Here is a 19,146-nt window from a genome sequence, read left to right on the forward strand (position 1 = left end):
TAAGGGAAAGAATAAAAACGACCATGACATAGTTAGAAATTAGTACTCTTTTCCTACACCCCGCACCCCTATATCCTTACACCCAATCGAAGTAATTCCTGACCTTCATAAGTCCAAAATCATACGATGTGTAACTTACCTTTGAAACCCCTCTCTAAACCTCTCCCCGACACGGAGAGAGGCTTTGAATCTTGCTCCCCTTCCCTTGTAAGGAAGGGGTTGGGGGTTAGGTTTGAGATAAAGTTGCACACGGCGTTAAAACAAATTGAGCATCTGGGAAATTTGCACATGAACAGTAAACTGTTGAATTACCTATGCCAAATTCTTATCCCGATTTCTCATCCATACTTACTCAACCAAAGCAGAATGAACTTCGTCAGTTTGATGATTCTGATGTAGTTGTTGATAAATCAATCCAGACAACTGAAATTAATGATTGGTATTACGGTACAGAAGAACTTCTAGATGCTTTACCCAAGCTTTGGACACGTTCAATGCTGTACTTGCTAGTGGCTTTTGCAGCCATTGTTATCCCTTGGACAATGCTCGCCAAAGTAGACGAAACAGGCTCTGCTAGAGGGCGTTTAGAACCAAAAGGTGCAACGCAAAAATTGGGTGTTCCGGTTACAGGTGCAGTCAAAGCCGTCAATGTTCAAGAAGGCGCGACGGTGAAAGCTGGACAGGTTTTGATGCAGTTAGATTCCGATGTGTTGCAAACAGATTTGCAACAAACACAAACGAAGTTAGAAGGGTTAAATACTCGGCTATCACAGTTGGAATTACTCAAAAATCAACTGATGCTGGCGATTAATATTCAAGAACAACAAAACCAAGCCCAAGCCTTAGAAAAAGTTGCCCAAGTTAACCAAGCACAACAAAATCTCGATGCCAAAATCAGTAGTTATAACCTGCAAAGACTAGAAAAACTCGCCACTGTTGAACAGGCTAGACAGAAAATTAATTCCACACAGATTGACCAAAAATTAGCTCACAGTCGTTTTAATCGAGATGTAGCAGAAGTTGATCGCTATCGTCAACTTTTAAACGAAGGTGCGATCGCGCAAGTTAAAGTAGTGGAATTAGAAAAAATTGCCGAAGAAAGTCAACGCTTGCGAGAACAAGCCAGCGCCGAACTCACACAATCAGAATTAAGCTTACAGGAGGAAGTTAGTCGTTATCAATCCATCATGAGTCAAGCTTGGGCAGATATTCAGCAAGCTAAACTGCGCCTAAAAGAACAACGCAGTAGCTATCAAAGCGTAGTGCAAGCCGGGAGACTGGCGTTGCTGAAAAGCCAAGAACAACTCAAAGATATGCAGAATCAAATCACTACCCTGCAATCGGAAATTGCCCAAACCAAGAGTCAGATTACCTCACTCAAACTGCAATTACAGCAGCGTGTAGTGCGATCGCCAATTGATGGCACAATCTTTGAATTACCTGTCACCAAACCAGGACCCGTAGTCGAAGCGGGACAAATCGTCGCCCAAATTGCACCTAAGAATAGTGAGTTAATTATCAAAGCCCAAATGCCCAGTCAACAAAGTGGCTTCTTGAAAGTTGGTATGCCTGTCAAAGTCAAATTTGATGCCTATCCCTTCCAAGATTATGGAGTTGTCCAAGGGCGCGTTCATTGGATTTCGCCAAGCTCGAAAGTCCAAACCGATAGCGAAGGCAAAGCCACTATCGAAACCTATGAATTGGATATTGTTTTAGATAAAACCTATATCCAAGCTGGTGATAAACGCATTGTTTTAACACCAGGTCAAACAGCAAATGCTGAAGTAATTATTCGTCAGCGTCGCATCATCGACTTTATCTTAGATCCATTTAAGAAATTGCAAAAAGGCGGATTAGAACTGTAATGATTATGGCTACTTTGTTTTGAAACGTGAATAAAATTGACAAGGGAGACAAGGAGGATAAGGGAGATAAGGTAGAGAGAGCTATAAAATCATGTATCTTGATTTTTAATAGGGTAGGCTTTGATAGTCTGCCCTAATTTTACTTTTTATTTTATGCGTGACAATTAGATCCCCGACTTCTTGAAGAAGTCGGGGATCTGAATTTTTATGTCTAACATAAAATATTAATTAGCAGGCGAAACTTCCACTAGATAGAGATAATAAAAGCCCTTACCAGCCAATATATATAGATATGAAATTAACCTCGATGCACCCTACAAAACACTAATCAAAATTAGTGGAGGAATTAATTATGGCAAAGCTGTTAAATATTGCTGTGGAAGACATTATTGAATACATCAAATTGTCTTGTCAAGTTCCTAGTATATTAGATGCGATCGCTACTCAAAAAATTATTGCCGAAACAGTCGAAAAAGTCGGGATTACCGTCGAAGTTGAAGAACTCCAACAAGCCGCAGATAGTATGCGTGTTGCCAATAAACTCCTCAGAGCGGAAGACACTTGGGCTTGGCTAGAAAGATATCATCTGTCTTTAGATGATTTTGAAGAAATCGCTAAAGCCAACATTTTATCTACCAAATTAGCGAATCATTTGTTTGCTGAGAAGGTCGAGCCTTATTTTTATGCCCGTCAATTTGAATATTATGTCGCAGCAATTTATGAAGTCATTTTTGATGATGAAGACTTAGCATTAGAGATATTTTATGCACTGCAAGAAGGTGAAATTAGTTTTCAAGAAGTTGCCCGTCAATATATCGAAAACCCCGAAATTCGTCGGGCTGGAGGTTATCAAGGAATCCGCACCCGCGCCGACTTAAGACCAGAACTCGCCGCCGCCGTATTTGCTGCTACTCCACCACAAATTATCAAACCAATTATCACACCCAAAGGAGTACATATAATTGCTGTTGAGGAAATCATTAAACCGGAATTAAATGAGCAATTACGTTTGCAAATTATCGGCGAGTTTTTTAGTAATTGGTTACAGCAACAAGTTGCAAATTTAGAAATAGTGACAAAGCTACCAAATAATTCTCCACCATCTCAAAATTTACCAAGACCTGCTTAATTACTCAATTTTTAAATCCCCGACTTCTTGGAGAAGTCGGGGATTTTTCGAGGACTACTAGGAAAATTATGATAAAGATAAAGGCATATAGATATCCGCAGAATTAGCATTCAAATAAGGGCGTTGTAATTCTACTTGGAATAGGGAAAATTGTTCGAGAATTGCTGCTAGGCGATGGGCTGGTGTGTCATTACCTTGCTCCCAAGCATTCAGCAAACCATTAGCAATAATTTGACAACGATGTGTCCCAAAACTTTCTTGTTCGGCAAATCTGCGGTTTGGTTCTTCCGCGATCGCTAACCCCGGTGCCATAAACTTAGTAAATAAAGGTACTTCCGGCTGAAAATAAGACTGACATTCGACATACACCCTTTCTAACACTGGGTGAATTGTCTCATAATCTTTTTTATCAAAGTAAAATACTGCGGAATCGTAACGTTCGTAATCGGAAGGATTGTATAAGGCTTTCAATGAGAAAGGAATCTCTAGAAAATTGAGTTGTGTAGTTAAAGTCTGCATAACTGCAACCGCACCTTCGGGAGTGACATTAAAGTAAACACGCACCAATCTTTCTCGATTTGTGGCAGTTCCAGCGTTCGCCACCGCCATATAAAATCCATTCTGTACCAAATTTTTGGGCATTTTGACTGCAACATACTTACCCACAGTTGCAGACTGATGTTGGGGTAATAAATGACGACTGCGCTCAATATGCAGAGTTAAACCATCTTTTTGAACTGCCAAAGTATGATCAAGGTTTTCTTTGACTACCTGCCAATTGTAATACCAATAGCCATCGCCTTGATTACTTTCGTGCAGGCGATCGTAAAAGGCCACATCAACACCAAGCAAAGTATTATTTTCTAGATTTTGGTTTAAAGCTACAGTGTTAGTCTCTGTATCAACCGCTAGAGAACTTTTTAAAGAGCCATTGTAATAAATGCCATAAAGAAAACCTCGCAATTGCATACTTAAGAATTTCTTTTTTAACGCCGCAGGTAATTGCTGAAAGCGGGAAATTGCTGATTCTGGCAGTTGCAATGGTTTGTAATTTGGATGCTTAATACAATAATCAGACTCAATTTCAATCTGAGAAATAATATCTTGTAGTGATATCTGCAATGACTCAGGAATTTCTGCAAGTTGAGTGGCGATGGAATCTAACATTTGCATAAAAGCTTACCTGTGATTGAAGAATTCGGGAGTTAGGAAGCAGTTCTGATGAAGAAATTTACAACCATGAATCAAAGAGGTATTTAAACTACTCCCAACTCCCCTTATTTCTCTATAGATGGTTAATTCTAATCGGACTTACGCAGGTGTAAGTTGGCTGGAGGAACGGAACCCAACATTCACGCATACTTTGTTGGGTTACGCTATCGCTACACTCAACCTACTATTCTCTTAACTGGGAGGGAGAGGTCTGTCGAATTGAATTCACGTTAATAAACGCTTGACGGTAAGAGTTCTAAAGCTTCAACACCAAAAATTGTTTTCATTGATGCTTGGGGATTACATAGCAAACTCTTAGCAACTTGCAGCATACAAATTCCAATATTACCGAAGGTTTTTTCATGCTGGAGTCCGGCTTGAATAGCGATAATTAAGGCTAAACCGCAAAACTGCACTACTCTTTCTAAAAAATCTGGACGACGCTGCAAAATTTCTGGGAATTGAGTTAAATAAGTTGACATCAGCGCCGCAATCGAAGGCTGAAGTAATTCTAATGGTGTTGTAGCGAGACGCAATGACTCTTCAATAGCCATCGACTTACTAGTTGTCATACTATACAACCAAAATTGCAAATAGCTGGAAATGAGCATTCCTAAATCATGGGCTGGATCTCCCCAAGCGCCGCGTTCCCAGTCAATCAAGCGAATTATACTTTCACCAGCAAAAGAGTTATTTGCAACTGCTTCTTCCCAACTTAAAGATAAAAGAAGATTGTTCAGTTTTAGGTCATGATGAGTCAGACAATAGCGGGTGTAAGAACGGCTTAACTCTGCGATCGCCTGCCCCAAACTATCGTAACGTTGATATAAGGCAAAAAATTTCAATCCCTCACTCGGAACTATGCCAAAAATTTCTGGGGTAATTCTATCTAGTCCTAAATTTAGGTTCGGACTTTTAAGTTGAGATACTTGCTCGTTTTTTTGAAAGAATGCTTCATATTCTGGATGTGCGATCGTAGCACGATGAAGTGATGCTAAAGTTGCGCCAATCACTTTCGCAATTTCAGTGGGAAAGACATTTTCTCTGGCATAGAAATCAGCCAAATCTCGATATTTACTCAGATAATTAAAAACAATGATGGAATTTTCTTCATCAAAATGCACTGCTTCTGAACAATAAGCGCGAAGATGATTAATTTCTGGAAAAGTCTGCAAGAACTGATGCACTCTCCATTCTTCAACAAATTCCCCAGCCGTTTTTCCTTCTCGATTCAGGCGCTCTTGTTTCACTAAAAGTTGCCGATTATCTGGTAAAGTCACTAACAAGTTAAAGTTTTTCGCTGGTTTTAACTCAATCTTCGTTAATGACTGTTCTGCTTGAGAACAAAGTCCAACTGTAAGCAAGTATTCCAATACATTTTGAGAGCTTAATAAAAATGCCATAGTCTTAGATGTGGAGAATTTTTGCAAAGATTAACTATGATTTCTATGATCACCGTCTCAATTGTGAGGCAACAATTAAAATAAACTAAACACCGAATAGGTAGATTTAGGCTGAGGAATTTTGAAGGATTTTGCTATTGATGAAATACTGTAGATTGCATAAGTAGATAGGACAAAATTCAAGAATGTATAAGCAAAATTCAGAAGTTGCTGCAATTCCGATTCCCCACCATATATAAATAGAGAATCTAGTTCATTTACTTCAGTCAGGTAGCTGTTTAAGTCAAGAGGACTTAAATCAGTAATGATAATCTTGGCCATTTCATCATTCCCAGAACAGATATAGCTGACTCTCTTGGATTTGATTTTTGCGTTCCAATCCATGAGAGCCATCTAGCAGAGTAGTAAACGACAAACTTATTAGTAATCAGACTTACTAAATGATTTAGCTAGGCTATAAATATGCTGAATAGCATAGACATTCACAAATCCTTCAATCAGTTTATTAAATACACTGATATAGGAATCAGAGCCATAACCGTAGTCATAAGAATTAGAGTTATTTCCTCCGTATGCAGCACTCATGTCAACATCACTCAAATCATTAAGAAAGCTTTCAGAATCGTGGAATAGTTGAGAACCAGCAACATTTAGTTCCGAAAGAGTGATATTAGCCATAATTTTGTCCTCAAAGACTTGGTTGGAATCAGGTTTATTTTTAGGTAATGAAGCGGAATTGCACTTCATTGTTAGAGTGCTGACTCATATTAATTCTCTGTGATGTGGTATTTTATCTCAGCCTTCAGTTGGAGAAATACAGCCTGCATACCTATATGAATACCTGATAGTATCAAATGCAGGCTGATCCATTACATTTTTACAGAGAATTAGTATTTAACTACAAAGCTATTACTAGTAGCCGCCGTGGCTGAAGGATTTAGCTATGCCATAGACATGTTGAATAGCATAGACACCAACAAATCCTTCGATCAATTTATTAAATCCGTAGAAGTCGCTAATATAACTATTGGAGTTACTATCAGCACCATGTGCAGCGATCGCATCAACTTCGCTTAGTTCATTGAGAAAGCTTTCAGAATCTTGGAACAATTGAGAACCAGTAGCATTTAATTCTGAAAGAGTGATATTCGCCATGATTTTATCCTCAAAAGCTTGCTGACATTTGATAATTTGTGCCTGTGGTTAAGCTATCTTTCGCTTAACTATAATGTGAAAGATAGCTTAGGAGTTAACAACGCTATTACTAAGCAGCAGAGATACCGTAGCCGCCTTTGCTGAAGGATTTAGCTATGCCATAGATATGTTGGATAGCATAAACATCAACAAATCCTTCAATCAATTTATTGAATCCGTAAAAGTCGCTAATATAACTATTGGAGTTACTATCAGCACCATGTGCAGCGATCGCATCAACTTCGCTTAGTTCATTGAGAAAGCTTTCAGAATCTTGGAACAATTGAGAACCAGCAGCATTTAATTCTGAAAGAGTGATATTTGCCATGATTTTATCCTCAAAGATTGGCTGATAATTGATAATTTGTCTGGGGAATTAAGCTATCTTTCGCTTAACTATAATGCGAAAGATAGCTTAGTAGTAAATTACAAAGCTATTACTAGACAGCAGAGATACCGTAGCCGCCGTGGCTGAAGGATTTAGCTATGCCATAGACATGTTGAATAGCATAAACATCAACAAATCCTTCAATCAACTTATTTAATCCAAAGCCGTCGTAACCATAGCCATAGCCATAGCCAGAAGCACCAGCGATCGCATCAACATCGCTGAGGTCATTCAAAAAGCTTTCGGAATCTTGGAACAATTGAGAACCAGCAGCATTTAATTCCGAAAGAGTGATATTAGCCATTATTTACTCCTAATACAGTTGCTTGTCATCAAGTAGTTTTTGCAGGCAATTAAGCTTTGTTTTGCTTAACTGTTACTGCCATTTTTATTTAGGTAAACCGTAAAAGTCAACGCTAAAAATGCCATTCAAAAGACATAAATAAATGTCTTACGTCTATTAAGAATATTAGTGAAATATATTGGCTTGTCTGAAATAAGGATAATTTCCATAGAAAGTCATAATTCAGAAATTATAAATGCTAAAGCCTGCTGTATTCCTCATGAGTTATATTTAGATAAATAATTAAAATCTGCTTAGAATGGTAGTAAATAATTTATCAACAAAAAATACCCAACTTATCAAATAAGTTGGGTATTTACAGCAGTTTGTATATTTGTAGAGACTTTATATGTAACGTCTCTACATGATTTTGGGTTTTAAGCTTGTGCTTCATTTACCCACAATACGCTGTAAGTCTATCAATTTTTATCAATTTGCTAATTATTGAAACAGAAAATCGTGCGCTTTCAGACTAATACAAGTCATAGCACACGATCATCAAGAATAAATGAGCTACTAGCATGTTGATATCAATTCATCCAAAATCAATAATCAGTGTAGTAACCTCCATACCGTGATCTTTGACCATAGCGGTTGTTAGGTTGTTGTTGTTGTTGTTGCAAGTTAGAAATTGTTTGTTCTAGTTCTACTGAAACATCCCGCAGAATACTATTAATATTTTGCTGCGTTTTTATGAGGTCGTTCGTGTCAATTGTGATAAAACTTGAGCTTGCACCTGCTTCCACCTTTGTGGCTTCTCCAGCAGTTAGTTCAGTAATATACTGTTCGTCACTACTAGGATAAAGGTCTGATATAGTTATCCTTGCCATTTATTTACCTCCACAAATATGGTGATATTAATTAACGCTGCACAACATCTAAAATGTCTCTCTTATATTCTGTATACACATTAAAAAAATTCAATATTTTCGAGCTGATTTTTTAGACACAATTCAAGGAGTTCCGTCTATAAAAGCTCAAAATTAATTGTGGTGTAAGTTGTTAAGTCTAGAATATAGCAGTCCTGTTTGGTATGTGAACAAAGAAGACAAGGTAGACAAGGGGATAAGGCAGAGAGATGTTTATTTGAACACCTACCCATCCGCACGATCGCCAAAATTGCCAAAATTAATTTAACACCAAATTTGTAACACCCTACCTTGTAATTCTTGTCCCAACCAAGGTGTATTACTCGAAAGTGTATGTAAATTTTTCCTTTCCACTTTCCAGGTTTGCGAAGGGTCAAACAAAGTTAACTCAGCTTTTTGATTAGCAGTTAATGTACTTAATTCCTGTCCCAAACATTTTGCGGGATTAGTGCTTAAAGCTTGCCACAATTCTAAAGCTGTAAATTCTCCAGTTACCACCAGATTTTGCCACAACAAAGGTAGAGCTAATTCTAAACCAATTGCGCCTGCTGGAGCTTCGGCAAAAGCTTGGACTTTTTCTTCATAAGTATAAGCTGCGTGGTCAATGGCGATCGCATCAATTACCCCAGTGCGGACACCCTCACGCAAAGCCTTTAAATCGCTAAGATTCCCCAAAGGCGGATCTAAATGCAAACTGGTGTCGTAACTTTTAACATCTCGGCTTTGCTCGATGTTAACCCTGAGCGCAGCAGAAGGGTTAATAGATGTGGTATCCAATAACAAGTGCATCCAAGTAGTGCTGGCGGTGATGGGTAAACCAGCAGCCTTAGCCGCCGCAATTAATTCCACACTCCGCGCTGTAGAGACGCGCATAATATGAACTTGCAAATTACCAGTCGCTGCCACTAATTCTAACAAAGAGGCGATCGCAGTTGTTTCAGCACTGGCGGGAACTGGTGGTAAACCAAAACGCAACGCATCTACCCCTTCACGCATCACACCATTCGAGGTAAGCTGGCGATCGCAAGGCCAAAAAGCCACAGTTTTACCCAACGGCTGTACATATTCCAGCACTCGCCGCACCAACCCCAAATTATCCAACGGATGACTATCAGTAAAACCTACTACTCCCGCAGCCGCTAAATCAGCCAACTCCGTCATCTGCTTTCCCGCCACATCTAAAGTAATCGCACCCCAAATATTAAGTAGGGGAGCAGGGGAGCAGGGGAGCAGGGGAGATGCACTTCTCATCTTCTGCAACTGCGCCACCAGCGCCGGATGATCAATAGAGGGAGATGTATCAGGTAAAATGCCAATTCTGGTAAAGCCACCAGCCGCAGCCGCTTGCAACAAAGAAGATAAAGTTTCTCTGTCTTCAAACCCTGGTTCGCCAGAGTGACTATATAAATCTATTAACCCAGTTCCTAGAATTAATCCCCGACAGTCTCTAACTAGAGTATCAGTACCAATTTCCGAAATTTTTGCAGCTACAGCTTGAATATGACCATCAGCTATCAGGACATCGGCTATTTGGTCAGTGCCAGAAACCGGATCAATTACTCGTACTTGTTGTAAAAGTTCAGTCATAAAAATCATACTTTGGGAGTGACAAGTCAGGAGTTAAGAGTTATGAGTACTTAGGTTTGACTATTCACACCTAATTTATTACTTCACTTCTTACTCTTCACTCCTCCCTGTTTTATAATGCTCCAGCTGCGGTTTTATCGAGAACACCACCACCCAAATGAGCCGTGATATTCATTGCTTGTAATACCGGAAAACCATCGAGTCCGTTGGGATAGTCAATCACGCTCACCGCGCCATTACCTTGACGGAAATTCCAAAAGTTTTCGGCAGTTAAACCGAGAATATGACACAGCAAGGTTTTATTAGTTGCATCGTGAGCCACTACTAATCCTGTTGTGAGTTGATTATCTAATGCTGTTTGCACAATAGATTGCCACGCAGCAACGCTACGTTCCCACACTTGTTGTAAATTTTCACCTTCTGGCATTTGTACCTCAGCCGGTACAGTCCGCCAACGGTGCAATTCTCCCGGAAATTCTTGTTCAATTTCCTTCTCTAATTTCCCTTCCCAAAGGCCATGACTAATTTCTCTTAAACCATCTTGCAGGTCTAACTGAATGCTGGGATGTTGATGCAATATAATCTCGGCTGTTTCTTTCGGACGTTGCATAGAACTACTTACAGCAAAGTCAATGGCTACATCCTTGAGAAATTCGCCTGCTTTTTGGGCTTGATTTCTGCCGTTGTCATTCAAAGGAACATCAATTTGTCCTTGAAATCTGGTTTGACGGTTCCACTCAGTTTCACCGTGACGCACTAATAACAAGCGCACTCCTCGATGACCGGGACGCAATGAAGGTAACGCCTCCCCCATGTGCTGTGTTTGGTTCATCGATTCTAGTTGGACTGGTTCACCCAAACCGCCAGCGAAATTCAATACAGTCACACCACAGTTAGATTGCTGGATGGAATGATAACGGCTGGGAGGAATACCCAGTGCTGTGCTAATTAAGGCGCGGTTAATCCCGTTATGCCCAACTATTAAAATAGTTTTACCTTGATGCTGTGGCAAAATATCTTGCCAAAACTGCTGTGCTTGTTCGTACAAAGCCACAACCGGAAAATGCTCTCTTGTTCCCTCAGCATCTTGAATTTGCATCACCAATTGGTCAGGCTTTTCATGCCAAATGCGATAGTCTTCAGCAAACTTCTGCTCAACATCCGCAGTTAGCATCGTCTCCCACAAAGGCAAATCAATTTCCAATAACTTATCAGAAGTTTGGACAGCAGCATACTCTTGAGTATTGGCTAACTCGCTTTGAATAATCTCGGCGGTGAGTTTAGCTCGTTGCAGAGGACTGCAATAAATTGCCTGAAATGAAATATTGCTGAGGGCTTTGCCTACTTTACTGGCATCATTACGACCTTTTTCTGTTAGTGTTGACGCATCCGTGCGCCCTTGAATACGCCGCTCGGCGTTGTAGCTACTCTGCCCATGACGCACAATGATGACACGAGTCATCGGCTTTGCCCTCCTCTATCTAAAGGATTAATTTTACTCTAAAGTGTTTGCAGAATAATTTATTTAGATAGATTGGATACTGATTCAGAATTACGCACAAAAGTTCTATCTGTAGGTGGGGGTATCCAATTATCAAGCCAAAATATGCTTGAAGTTGGGGGAGGTTCCTGAGAAATGCCAACTGATGGAAATTCAATATGCAAACAGAAACAGACGCGAGAACTATAACAGCATCGCTTCACACAATTGGTAACACTATTCGTTTGACAGGCTGGATTACTTTTTGGGTACAACTAGGACTGGCTGTGGTGTCTGGCATAGCTGTATTGTTTGCTTCAACTGGGCGTGGCTTTGCTGACCAACCAAATGCAGGTTTGGGAGTCGGGATATTTTGGGCGATCTGTGGGATTGTAGCTTTATTGTTTAGTGTGTATTGGGATTTTCGTTATACACGTCTGGGTCAAAGGTTAGAAAATCCGAATCATGCTTTACACCCTAGCAAAGCAGACACGATCGCCACTATCAGATTAGGCATAATTGTTAGTTTAGTCGGAATACTATTAACCCTCTTAGGTGCTGGCTCAACTTTAGGCGTTTTAGTTGCCAAATCTATCTCCCAACCACCAGGGGTAGCAATTACAGACCCCAATAAAATTATTCGGGCGTTGGATGTGTTTGTCGCCGTAGCTAATATTAACGGCATTACTGCTCACTTTGTTGGTGCGATCGCTTCTTTGTGGTTGTTGGAACGGGTGCATAAGCACTAGAAAGGAATCAAGTCAAAAGTTAAAAGTTAAAAGTTAAAAGTTAAAAGTCAAAAATTCTCTAAGTTTGTAGGGTGAAGGTGTTCAAAACCTTTACACCCTTCGCCACACCTTTTATTGCCGATTAATCCGAATCAATTCTGTCAAAATGCTATCCAAGCTACCGTTAACTTGAATTTTTTCAATTTTCTCGGCAATTCGCTCTAGTACTTCTAATTCTTTCAACCGCAAAGCCACAGGGTTATCTTCCATAACTCTGGCGGTATTTAACATACTACGAGTTGCAGCAGTTTCTTCACGCCGACGCACTACGTTAGCTTGGGCGGCTTTTTCCGCTTCTACTACTTTGCTCAAGATGGTTTTAATTTCTCCAGGCAGGATAATATCTTTTACCCCGACTGAATCAACTTCAATTCCATAGTCGGCAGTTTTTTGACGGATGTATTCAAAAATACTTCTATCAATTGCGCCTTTATCTTCTAGTAACGCATCTAAGGTTCTTTCACCAACTGCGCCACGCAAAGCAAACTGAGCTTCTTTATATAAGTAGCTGACAATATCTGATAAACCATTTTTGGCTCTCAGGGGGTCGATAATGCGGAAACCAGCAGTTAAATTCAAACGCAATGGTACTTTGTCTTTAGACAAAATATCTTGGCCAGAAACTTCTAGAGTTTGCTGACGCAGGTCAAAGACTTCGGTTTGCAAAGAGCGCCCGAATAGCCACCAGACGTGCTTTCCTGGTTGCAGTTGAGTTTGAAACTCTTGATTGATATACAGTAACCCAAGGTGTTGTGTGGGTACTTCGCAGATATGTAAAAAACTGCGACTCAAAGCCAGAGTTTCTGGTAAACCCGAAACTAACTCAGCAATTAAACGCGGTGGTAATGTCGCCTCGGTGTTGATGTCAACTACTTCTATTTCTACACCTTGCCAAAATAGTTTGCGGCTACATGGTTTGAGGATAGCAATTACTTTACCTTGATAACGTGCGATCGCTACTTGTTGGTTTTGTAATTGCACCACCTCACAATAAGCCGCCACAAACTCAGGATGTCGCTCAATCAGCACATCCTCTAAAGGAAAATCGGGATTTGGCACAATGCGGCTGAGAGTCCGCACCGTCACATCTCTATCAACAGCCCAGAAAGCATACTCTCCAGGTTCTAGCGGCTGTATAAAGTTATTCTGCACATACAGCAAACCAATCTCATACTCAGAAATCAGAAATTTCTTGATTCCGTTCAAAGCAATTCCGCGTAATTGTTGAACAAACTCCGCAGCTAGAACTAAACTTTGATTCAAGTTAAACAGATGAGTTTCTACCTCAATAAAACCACGCCAAAAAGCCCGGAGTTGATTAGGCGGAATACTCACCCAAGTTTGTCCCCAGTGGACTAAAGCCGCTTGACCGAAACCAGTTCTCACAACTATAAGATGTTCCTGTAACTCAGAACTGTGATTTCGCAGCAATAGTTCTAGATTATCAATCTTCGCCTCTGGTTGATTAAGGTCATAGGTTTTAACTTGCCAATGCTTACCAAAATAAGTGTAAGTACCGGGCTGCAAAATTTTCTTATAATCACTGCGGTGATATAAAATACCAATTTCGTTGGGTTTAATATAAAAAGTTTTCCACATAGTAATTTGCATAGATAAACGCAGATTGAATAAAAACATTTAGTAGTTCAACTTGTGTGCTGATGTATAAAATTGCTTAGAACACACCTTGATTGAGCTAATAAGTTTTTAACATCTGTAATATATATATTACATTGTAATTTTAAACTCCGCAAATGTAATCATGACGTTAATGCAAAACTCAGCACTTTTTTAGGGAGATTGATCGGTGATTGTTAAACCTACACAAAATGGTTGGGAAGTAATTTATCATCGCGCTCATGCTTTACTTGCAGCACAGTAGCGGCGGAAAAATTCACCACCAAGGTGATATGAAACATTAGCTGCAATTTCTCATCATGATGATTTAGTGTCTAACCTTGGCCATTTGAAGACGAAAAATTCACTGTCAATATCGAAGCTTGTGAATTATCCCAAGTCAAATTTGCTACTCCCTCGGAACTGATTCAAGCTCTCCAACAAGCTCCCAAGTACTAGAGTGGACTTTTGTAGCTAGTTAAAATCATCAAAAAATACAAATGAAAAAGCGTCCGGGAGTGTTGCCGTGTTTCCACCCCAGACGCTCTTTCTTTTCAACTTGCTCCTCACACACAAATATAAAATAGCATTTGTTTTTTGAATTAGTAAATCTGTTGTGTGACAGTTTTACGCATTGCACAAAGTATGCTAATATATACAACCCAAATAAAAAGCGCCTGATGGTGTTACCGTGTTTCCACCCCAGGCGCTTTTTATTTTCAACTTGCTCCTCACACACAACTAGAAGTTATCACTTGTTTTTGGAAATGACAAGTATATTATGTAACACTTTATTAAGTCTTTAAATCACCGACCTTCGGTCGAGGGAACAGGTGAAGAAGCACCTTGTGCAGGGAGCAGGGAGCAGGGGAGAAAAACCACATCACTTGCGGGTGGGGCTTCAACCAAGGGAGACTCATGAGCAAGGGAGCTTTCACCCACAAGGGGTGAGGTTTTTACCTTTCCCCCTGCCTCTTATAAATCAATCACAAAAGCTGTTTTTTATTTGTTTCCTCAACCTCAAGCGGGTTTGAAGCTCCGATCAGCCGATTGTGTTGGGCGAGGCTTAAATCCCTGTCCAAAGCCTTTACTGTTCTCGGTGGGTGAACGAAATTTTGTGTGGGATTTCTAGCTAAGTATCCAAAAAATTACCCTCCATACTCCCCACACTCCCCACACCTTTTTTCTCTCACCCGTTCTCGGTTAGCCGTGATTTATGCAATTGATACACATACAACCTAAATATTTAGATAAGATATAACTCAGGATGGTTGCCGAAGCAGAATAAAAATTTTAAGTCTTAGACACAGGTGACTGCCAAGGATTAATCGCAGTATGTCAAAAATCCAGTGCTTCTTTTTGCAGCGTTACTTTGTTTCTGTGTTCTCGGTGTTAATGGCGCTGCTACTAGGCTTAACGCTGGATAACTTGTTAAAGCTGGAAGTCTCGCCAATTTTTTTTGTCGCTGTAGTCTTTAGTAGTTGGTATGGGGGATTAGTTTCTGGCTTATGGGCTACTGTGTTGGCGGTTGTAGTCAATAACTACTTTTTCATTTCGCCCATCTATTCTCTACTACCCAAAACTAGGGCTGATGTATTACAGCTAATTGTGTTTGGGTTTACAGCACTATTTATTAGTTCTTTAAATTCAGAGTTATATATTGCCAAGCAGAAATCTGAGTCTAAATTGGCAAAATTGAAGGTGAACTATCGCCGTCTCTTGGAAACAGCTTATGAAGGTATATGGATATTTGACCAAGATGGACAGACAGAATCTGTCAATTCCCGACTAGCTGCAATGCTTGGTTATAGTGTAGAGCAGATGAGCGATCGCTCAATTTTCGATTTTTTAGAACATGATGCTCAAAGCGAAATTCGGCAATGGCTAGAACAAAATCAGCAACAGCACCAGGAAACAAAACGACAATTTGAATTTTGCTTACGCCGCCAAGACGCATCGGAACTTTGGGTAATAGCTTCTCTTAGCTCAATTTTAGATGAGCAAGACAAATTCTCTGGTATGGTTGCAATGCTAACTGATATTACCGAGCGCAAGCATTCCGAAGCGATTTTAGCGCAAGAACAAGCCAAGCGCGATCGCGAAGGACAACTCCTACGTGCCATGCTCGATATTTTGCCTGTAGGAGTGGTAATTTCTGATGCTCAAGGCAAGTTTATCGAAGTTAATCCAGCTATCAAAATGATTTGGGGAGAAAATGCCCCTTTTTTGGACAACCCCAGTCAATATCATGAATATAAAGGATGGTGGGCAGATACAGGTATACCAATTGCCGCCCACGAATGGACACTAGCTAGAGTTTTAGCTAACGGTGAGACAGTCATTGGTGAAGAGATTGATATTGAAAGTTTTGATGGACAACGCAAAACCATCCTTAATTCTGTTATACCTATCCGCGATGAAACTGGAGCAATTATTCATGCTGTCGCCGTGAATGTAGATATTACCGAACGCAAGCATTCCGAAGCCAAATTGCGCCAAAGTGAAGCACTTGCCAAAGCCAGGGCTGAAGAACTTGAAACCATCATGGAAACTGTACCGGCCGCAGTTTGGATTGCTCAAGATCCCCAATGTCATCAAATGACGGTCAACCGTAGTGCTTATAAATTAATGCGCCTACAACCAGGCTCAATTATGACAGCAACTCCGGCGAGTGGAGAATATCCTTTTCCCTTTAAAATTCAAAAAAATGGTCAAGATGTCCCCCTCCATGAATTACCAATGCAGCAAGCTGGTTTAACTGGTCAGGAGACGGAAGGAGAATTTGAATTTGTTTTTAGTGAAGATGATGTGCAATTTATTTACGGCAAAGCTGCGCCTTTGCGCGATCATACTGGTACAATCAGGGGGGTCATTGGAGCTTTTATAGATATAACCGGGCGCAAACAAACTGAAGAAGCATTACGGCAAAAGCAAGAATGGTTAGATTTAGCCCAATCTGTTGGTAGAATTGGCAGCTTTGAGTGGCATATTCCCAGTAACGTTAATATTTGGTCAAAAGAATTAGAAGCCATTTACGGTTTACAACCCGGTGAGTTTGGTGGAACTTACGAAGACTGGAAAAAATGGGTTCATCCGGATGATTTAGACCAAGCACACGCATATATACTCAATGCCTTAAAAACAGGCGAATTCTTCACAGACTTTCGCGTGATTTGGCAGGATGGCAGCATCCATTGGCTTCATGCCAGAGCTAAAGTTTACTACGATCGCGAAGGTAAAGCTTTACGGATGGTGGGAGTTAATGTTGATATTAGCGATCGCAAGCAAACAGAAGAAGCTCTCCAGCAAAGTGAGTCACGATTGCGGCAGCTATTACAATCAAGTATCATCGGCATTATTGAAGCCGAACCAGACAAAATTACCTTTGCTAACGATGCCTTTTTACAAATGCTTGGTTATACCCAAGAAGATGTCTTAGCTGGGAAACTGCGTTGGCAAAATATGACACCGCCAGTATATAGAGAACTTGATCAAGCCAAGGTAGAAGAAGTATTTGTTTCTGGTGTTTGTACTCCATTTGAGAAAGAATATATCCGTAAGGATGGCTCCCGTGTGCCGATTTTATTAGGTGCGACTTTATTGACGCGCAACCCCTTTCGATGGGTTTGTTTTGTGCTTGACCTCAGTAAACGTAAACAAACCGAAGCAGCCTTGCAACAAAGCGAATTGATGTTTCGCACATTGGCTGACACAATGGCGCAAATGTTTTGGATTACCCGACCAGATGGCTACCATGAGTATTTTAATCAACGTTGGTATGACTACACAGGCACAACGTTAGAACAAACTCAAGGTGAAGGCTGGTTAAATATTTTACATCCTGATGATGTGCAATTTACTATCGATTGCTGGCTAGATTGCTTGCAGACAGGGAAAAAGTATGAGATTGAATATCGTATGCGTCGCGCTGCGGATGGCGAATATCGCTGGCATTTAGGATTAGCATTTCCCTTAAGAAATCAAGACGGGCAGATTATCAAATGGTTTGGTTCATGTACTGATATTCATGAACAAAAAATGATGGTGGAAGAACGAGCGCAAGCATTAGAACGAGAACGTGCAGCCCGGATAGAACTTGAAAAAGCCAACCGGATGAAAGATGACTTTTTAGCAATAGTTTCTCACGAATTGCGATCGCCACTGAATCCGATTCTTGGTTGGGCAAAACTGCTCAAAAGTCGCAGATTAGATGCAGCCAAGACAACCCAAGCCTTAGATACTATCGAGCGTAATGCTAAATTACAAGCAAGATTAATTGATGATTTACTTGATGTTTCACGGATTTTGCGCGGTAAGCTGAGTTTGAATCTCTGTACAGTTGACTTAGTAAGCTGCTTAGAAGCTGCAACAGATACTGTGCGTTTAGCCGCCGAAAGCAAATCAATTCAGCTACAAACAGATTTTGCCGTCAATGCGGTAAAAATAGCAGGTGATCCCAACCGCCTACAACAAATTATTTGGAACCTACTCACCAATGCAGTGAAGTTTACACCAGAAGGCGGCAGAGTGGAAGTCCGACTAGAAATAGTTGGTAATTCTGCCCAAATTCAAGTTACAGATACAGGTAAAGGTATTAGTGCAGAGTTTCTCCCATTTGTGTTTGACCGCTTCCGCCAAGCCGATGAGGTCACAACGCGGAAATTTGGTGGACTAGGATTAGGATTAGCCATTGTGCGCCATCTTGTCGAACTCCACGATGGTACTGTGCAAGTCACAAGTCCCGGAGAAAACTTAGGCGCAACTTTTATCGTGCAGTTACCATTAATTGTGGCTGCGGCTGAAACATTGCCCAACTATCCTTTAATTGAAAATGTCCCAAATCTTCAAGGTGTGCAGATAGTCATCGTAGATGATGATGTTGATACTTTGAACTTACTAACTTTTATTTTGGAACAGTATGGTGCGACAATCCAAGCGGTAAACTCAGCCCCAGATGCAATACAAGCGATCGCTCAAACCCAACCAGATTTACTGTTGAGTGATATTGGTATGCCCACAATCGACGGCTATATGCTGATTGAACAGGTAAGAAAGACTACTCCAGCCAGTATATTACCTGCGATCGCTTTAACTGCTTTTGCTGGCGAAGCAAACGCCCAAAAAATTATCTCCGCAGGCTTTCAGCGACATCTCACCAAACCCATCGAACCAGCAGAATTAGCAGCAGTCATAGCCAGCTTGATTTATAGCAGGTGATAGGTTGTAGGTTACAGGTTACAGAAATGTAGCGACTGTTGGGTGGAGCGATAG

Annotated in this window: 15 protein-coding genes and 1 pseudogene; 6 read left to right on the top strand and 10 right to left on the bottom strand. The window is 40.5% G+C overall.

Annotated elements, in window-relative coordinates; genetic code table 11:
• The first annotated feature begins 314 nt into the window (after nt 1-314).
• Both H6G74_RS09475 and H6G74_RS09480 read left to right on the top strand, forming a co-directional pair.
• Nucleotides 315-1,865 carry an HlyD family efflux transporter periplasmic adaptor subunit gene (locus tag H6G74_RS09475; protein ID WP_190967422.1) on the top strand — a complete coding sequence of 517 codons (1,551 nt, stop codon included), beginning with the start codon at nt 315-317 and terminating at the stop codon, nt 1,863-1,865.
• Between the two features lie 352 nt (nt 1,866-2,217).
• Nucleotides 2,218-2,994, top strand: coding sequence for a peptidylprolyl isomerase (locus H6G74_RS09480; RefSeq protein WP_190967423.1), 777 nt, complete (start codon nt 2,218-2,220; stop codon nt 2,992-2,994).
• Nucleotides 2,995-3,060: 66 nt separating this feature from the next.
• On the opposite strand, the gene H6G74_RS09485 is transcribed toward H6G74_RS09480, so the two are convergent.
• The 7 genes from H6G74_RS09485 to H6G74_RS09515 form a co-directional block, all read right to left on the bottom strand.
• Nucleotides 3,061-4,167 (bottom strand): T3SS effector HopA1 family protein, encoded by a 1,107-nt coding sequence (locus H6G74_RS09485; protein ID WP_190967424.1) that lies wholly within the window; start codon nt 4,165-4,167, stop codon nt 3,061-3,063.
• A 269-nt stretch (nt 4,168-4,436) separates the two neighbouring features.
• Nucleotides 4,437-5,609, bottom strand: coding sequence for a phosphotransferase (locus H6G74_RS09490; protein ID WP_190967425.1), 1,173 nt, complete (start codon nt 5,607-5,609; stop codon nt 4,437-4,439).
• Nucleotides 5,610-6,029: 420 nt separating this feature from the next.
• Complete coding sequence (locus H6G74_RS09495; protein ID WP_190967462.1) at nt 6,030-6,287, bottom strand: hypothetical protein; 258 nt, start codon at nt 6,285-6,287, stop codon at nt 6,030-6,032.
• A gap of 234 nt (nt 6,288-6,521) precedes the next feature.
• On the bottom strand, nt 6,522-6,764 hold the full coding sequence (locus H6G74_RS09500) for a hypothetical protein (RefSeq protein ID WP_190967426.1): 243 nt from the start codon (nt 6,762-6,764) through the stop codon (nt 6,522-6,524).
• Between the two features lie 109 nt (nt 6,765-6,873).
• Nucleotides 6,874-7,131 (bottom strand): hypothetical protein, encoded by a 258-nt coding sequence (locus H6G74_RS09505; protein ID WP_190967427.1) that lies wholly within the window; start codon nt 7,129-7,131, stop codon nt 6,874-6,876.
• A 112-nt stretch (nt 7,132-7,243) separates the two neighbouring features.
• Nucleotides 7,244-7,495 (bottom strand): hypothetical protein, encoded by a 252-nt coding sequence (locus H6G74_RS09510; RefSeq protein WP_190967428.1) that lies wholly within the window; start codon nt 7,493-7,495, stop codon nt 7,244-7,246.
• A 584-nt stretch (nt 7,496-8,079) separates the two neighbouring features.
• Nucleotides 8,080-8,364, bottom strand: coding sequence for a hypothetical protein (locus tag H6G74_RS09515; RefSeq protein ID WP_062295178.1), 285 nt, complete (start codon nt 8,362-8,364; stop codon nt 8,080-8,082).
• Between the two features lie 198 nt (nt 8,365-8,562).
• Between H6G74_RS09515 and H6G74_RS31485 the strand changes: the two genes are divergently transcribed.
• Nucleotides 8,563-8,685: a hypothetical protein gene (locus H6G74_RS31485; protein ID WP_277927139.1), complete on the top strand. Its 123-nt coding sequence runs from the start codon at nt 8,563-8,565 to the stop codon at nt 8,683-8,685.
• Here H6G74_RS31485 and H6G74_RS09520 read toward each other — a convergent pair.
• Together H6G74_RS09520 and H6G74_RS09525 are read right to left on the bottom strand one after the other, a co-directional pair.
• On the bottom strand, nt 8,668-9,990 hold the full coding sequence (locus H6G74_RS09520; RefSeq protein WP_190967429.1) for a dihydroorotase: 1,323 nt from the start codon (nt 9,988-9,990) through the stop codon (nt 8,668-8,670). The genes H6G74_RS31485 and H6G74_RS09520 overlap by 18 nt on opposite strands.
• Before the next feature lie 112 nt (nt 9,991-10,102).
• Nucleotides 10,103-11,452 (bottom strand): histidine phosphatase family protein, encoded by a 1,350-nt coding sequence (locus tag H6G74_RS09525; RefSeq protein WP_190967430.1) that lies wholly within the window; start codon nt 11,450-11,452, stop codon nt 10,103-10,105.
• A gap of 197 nt (nt 11,453-11,649) precedes the next feature.
• Here H6G74_RS09525 and H6G74_RS09530 point away from each other — a divergent pair, with 197 nt between their 5' ends.
• Nucleotides 11,650-12,219 carry a DUF3611 family protein gene (locus H6G74_RS09530; protein ID WP_190967431.1) on the top strand — a complete coding sequence of 190 codons (570 nt, stop codon included), beginning with the start codon at nt 11,650-11,652 and terminating at the stop codon, nt 12,217-12,219.
• Between the two features lie 111 nt (nt 12,220-12,330).
• Here H6G74_RS09530 and H6G74_RS09535 read toward each other — a convergent pair whose 3' ends face one another.
• The gene (locus H6G74_RS09535) at nt 12,331-13,857 is read right to left on the bottom strand and encodes a slipin family protein (RefSeq protein WP_190967432.1); all 1,527 of its coding nucleotides are present in this window, start codon (nt 13,855-13,857) and stop codon (nt 12,331-12,333) included.
• 208 nt (nt 13,858-14,065) lie between these two features.
• On the opposite strand from H6G74_RS09535, the pseudogene H6G74_RS31805 reads away from it, so the two are divergent.
• Both H6G74_RS31805 and H6G74_RS09540 read left to right on the top strand, forming a co-directional pair.
• Nucleotides 14,066-14,164 (top strand): annotated as a pseudogene (locus tag H6G74_RS31805) (DUF3891 family protein); the annotation flags it as partial.
• Nucleotides 14,165-15,210: 1,046 nt separating this feature from the next.
• Nucleotides 15,211-19,092, top strand: coding sequence for a PAS domain S-box protein (locus tag H6G74_RS09540; protein WP_190967433.1), 3,882 nt, complete (start codon nt 15,211-15,213; stop codon nt 19,090-19,092).
• Nucleotides 19,093-19,146: the final 54 nt, after the last annotated feature.

It is taken from the genome of Nostoc spongiaeforme FACHB-130, from assembly GCF_014698475.1.
Taxonomy (GTDB): domain Bacteria; phylum Cyanobacteriota; class Cyanobacteriia; order Cyanobacteriales; family Nostocaceae; genus Nostoc_B; species Nostoc_B spongiaeforme.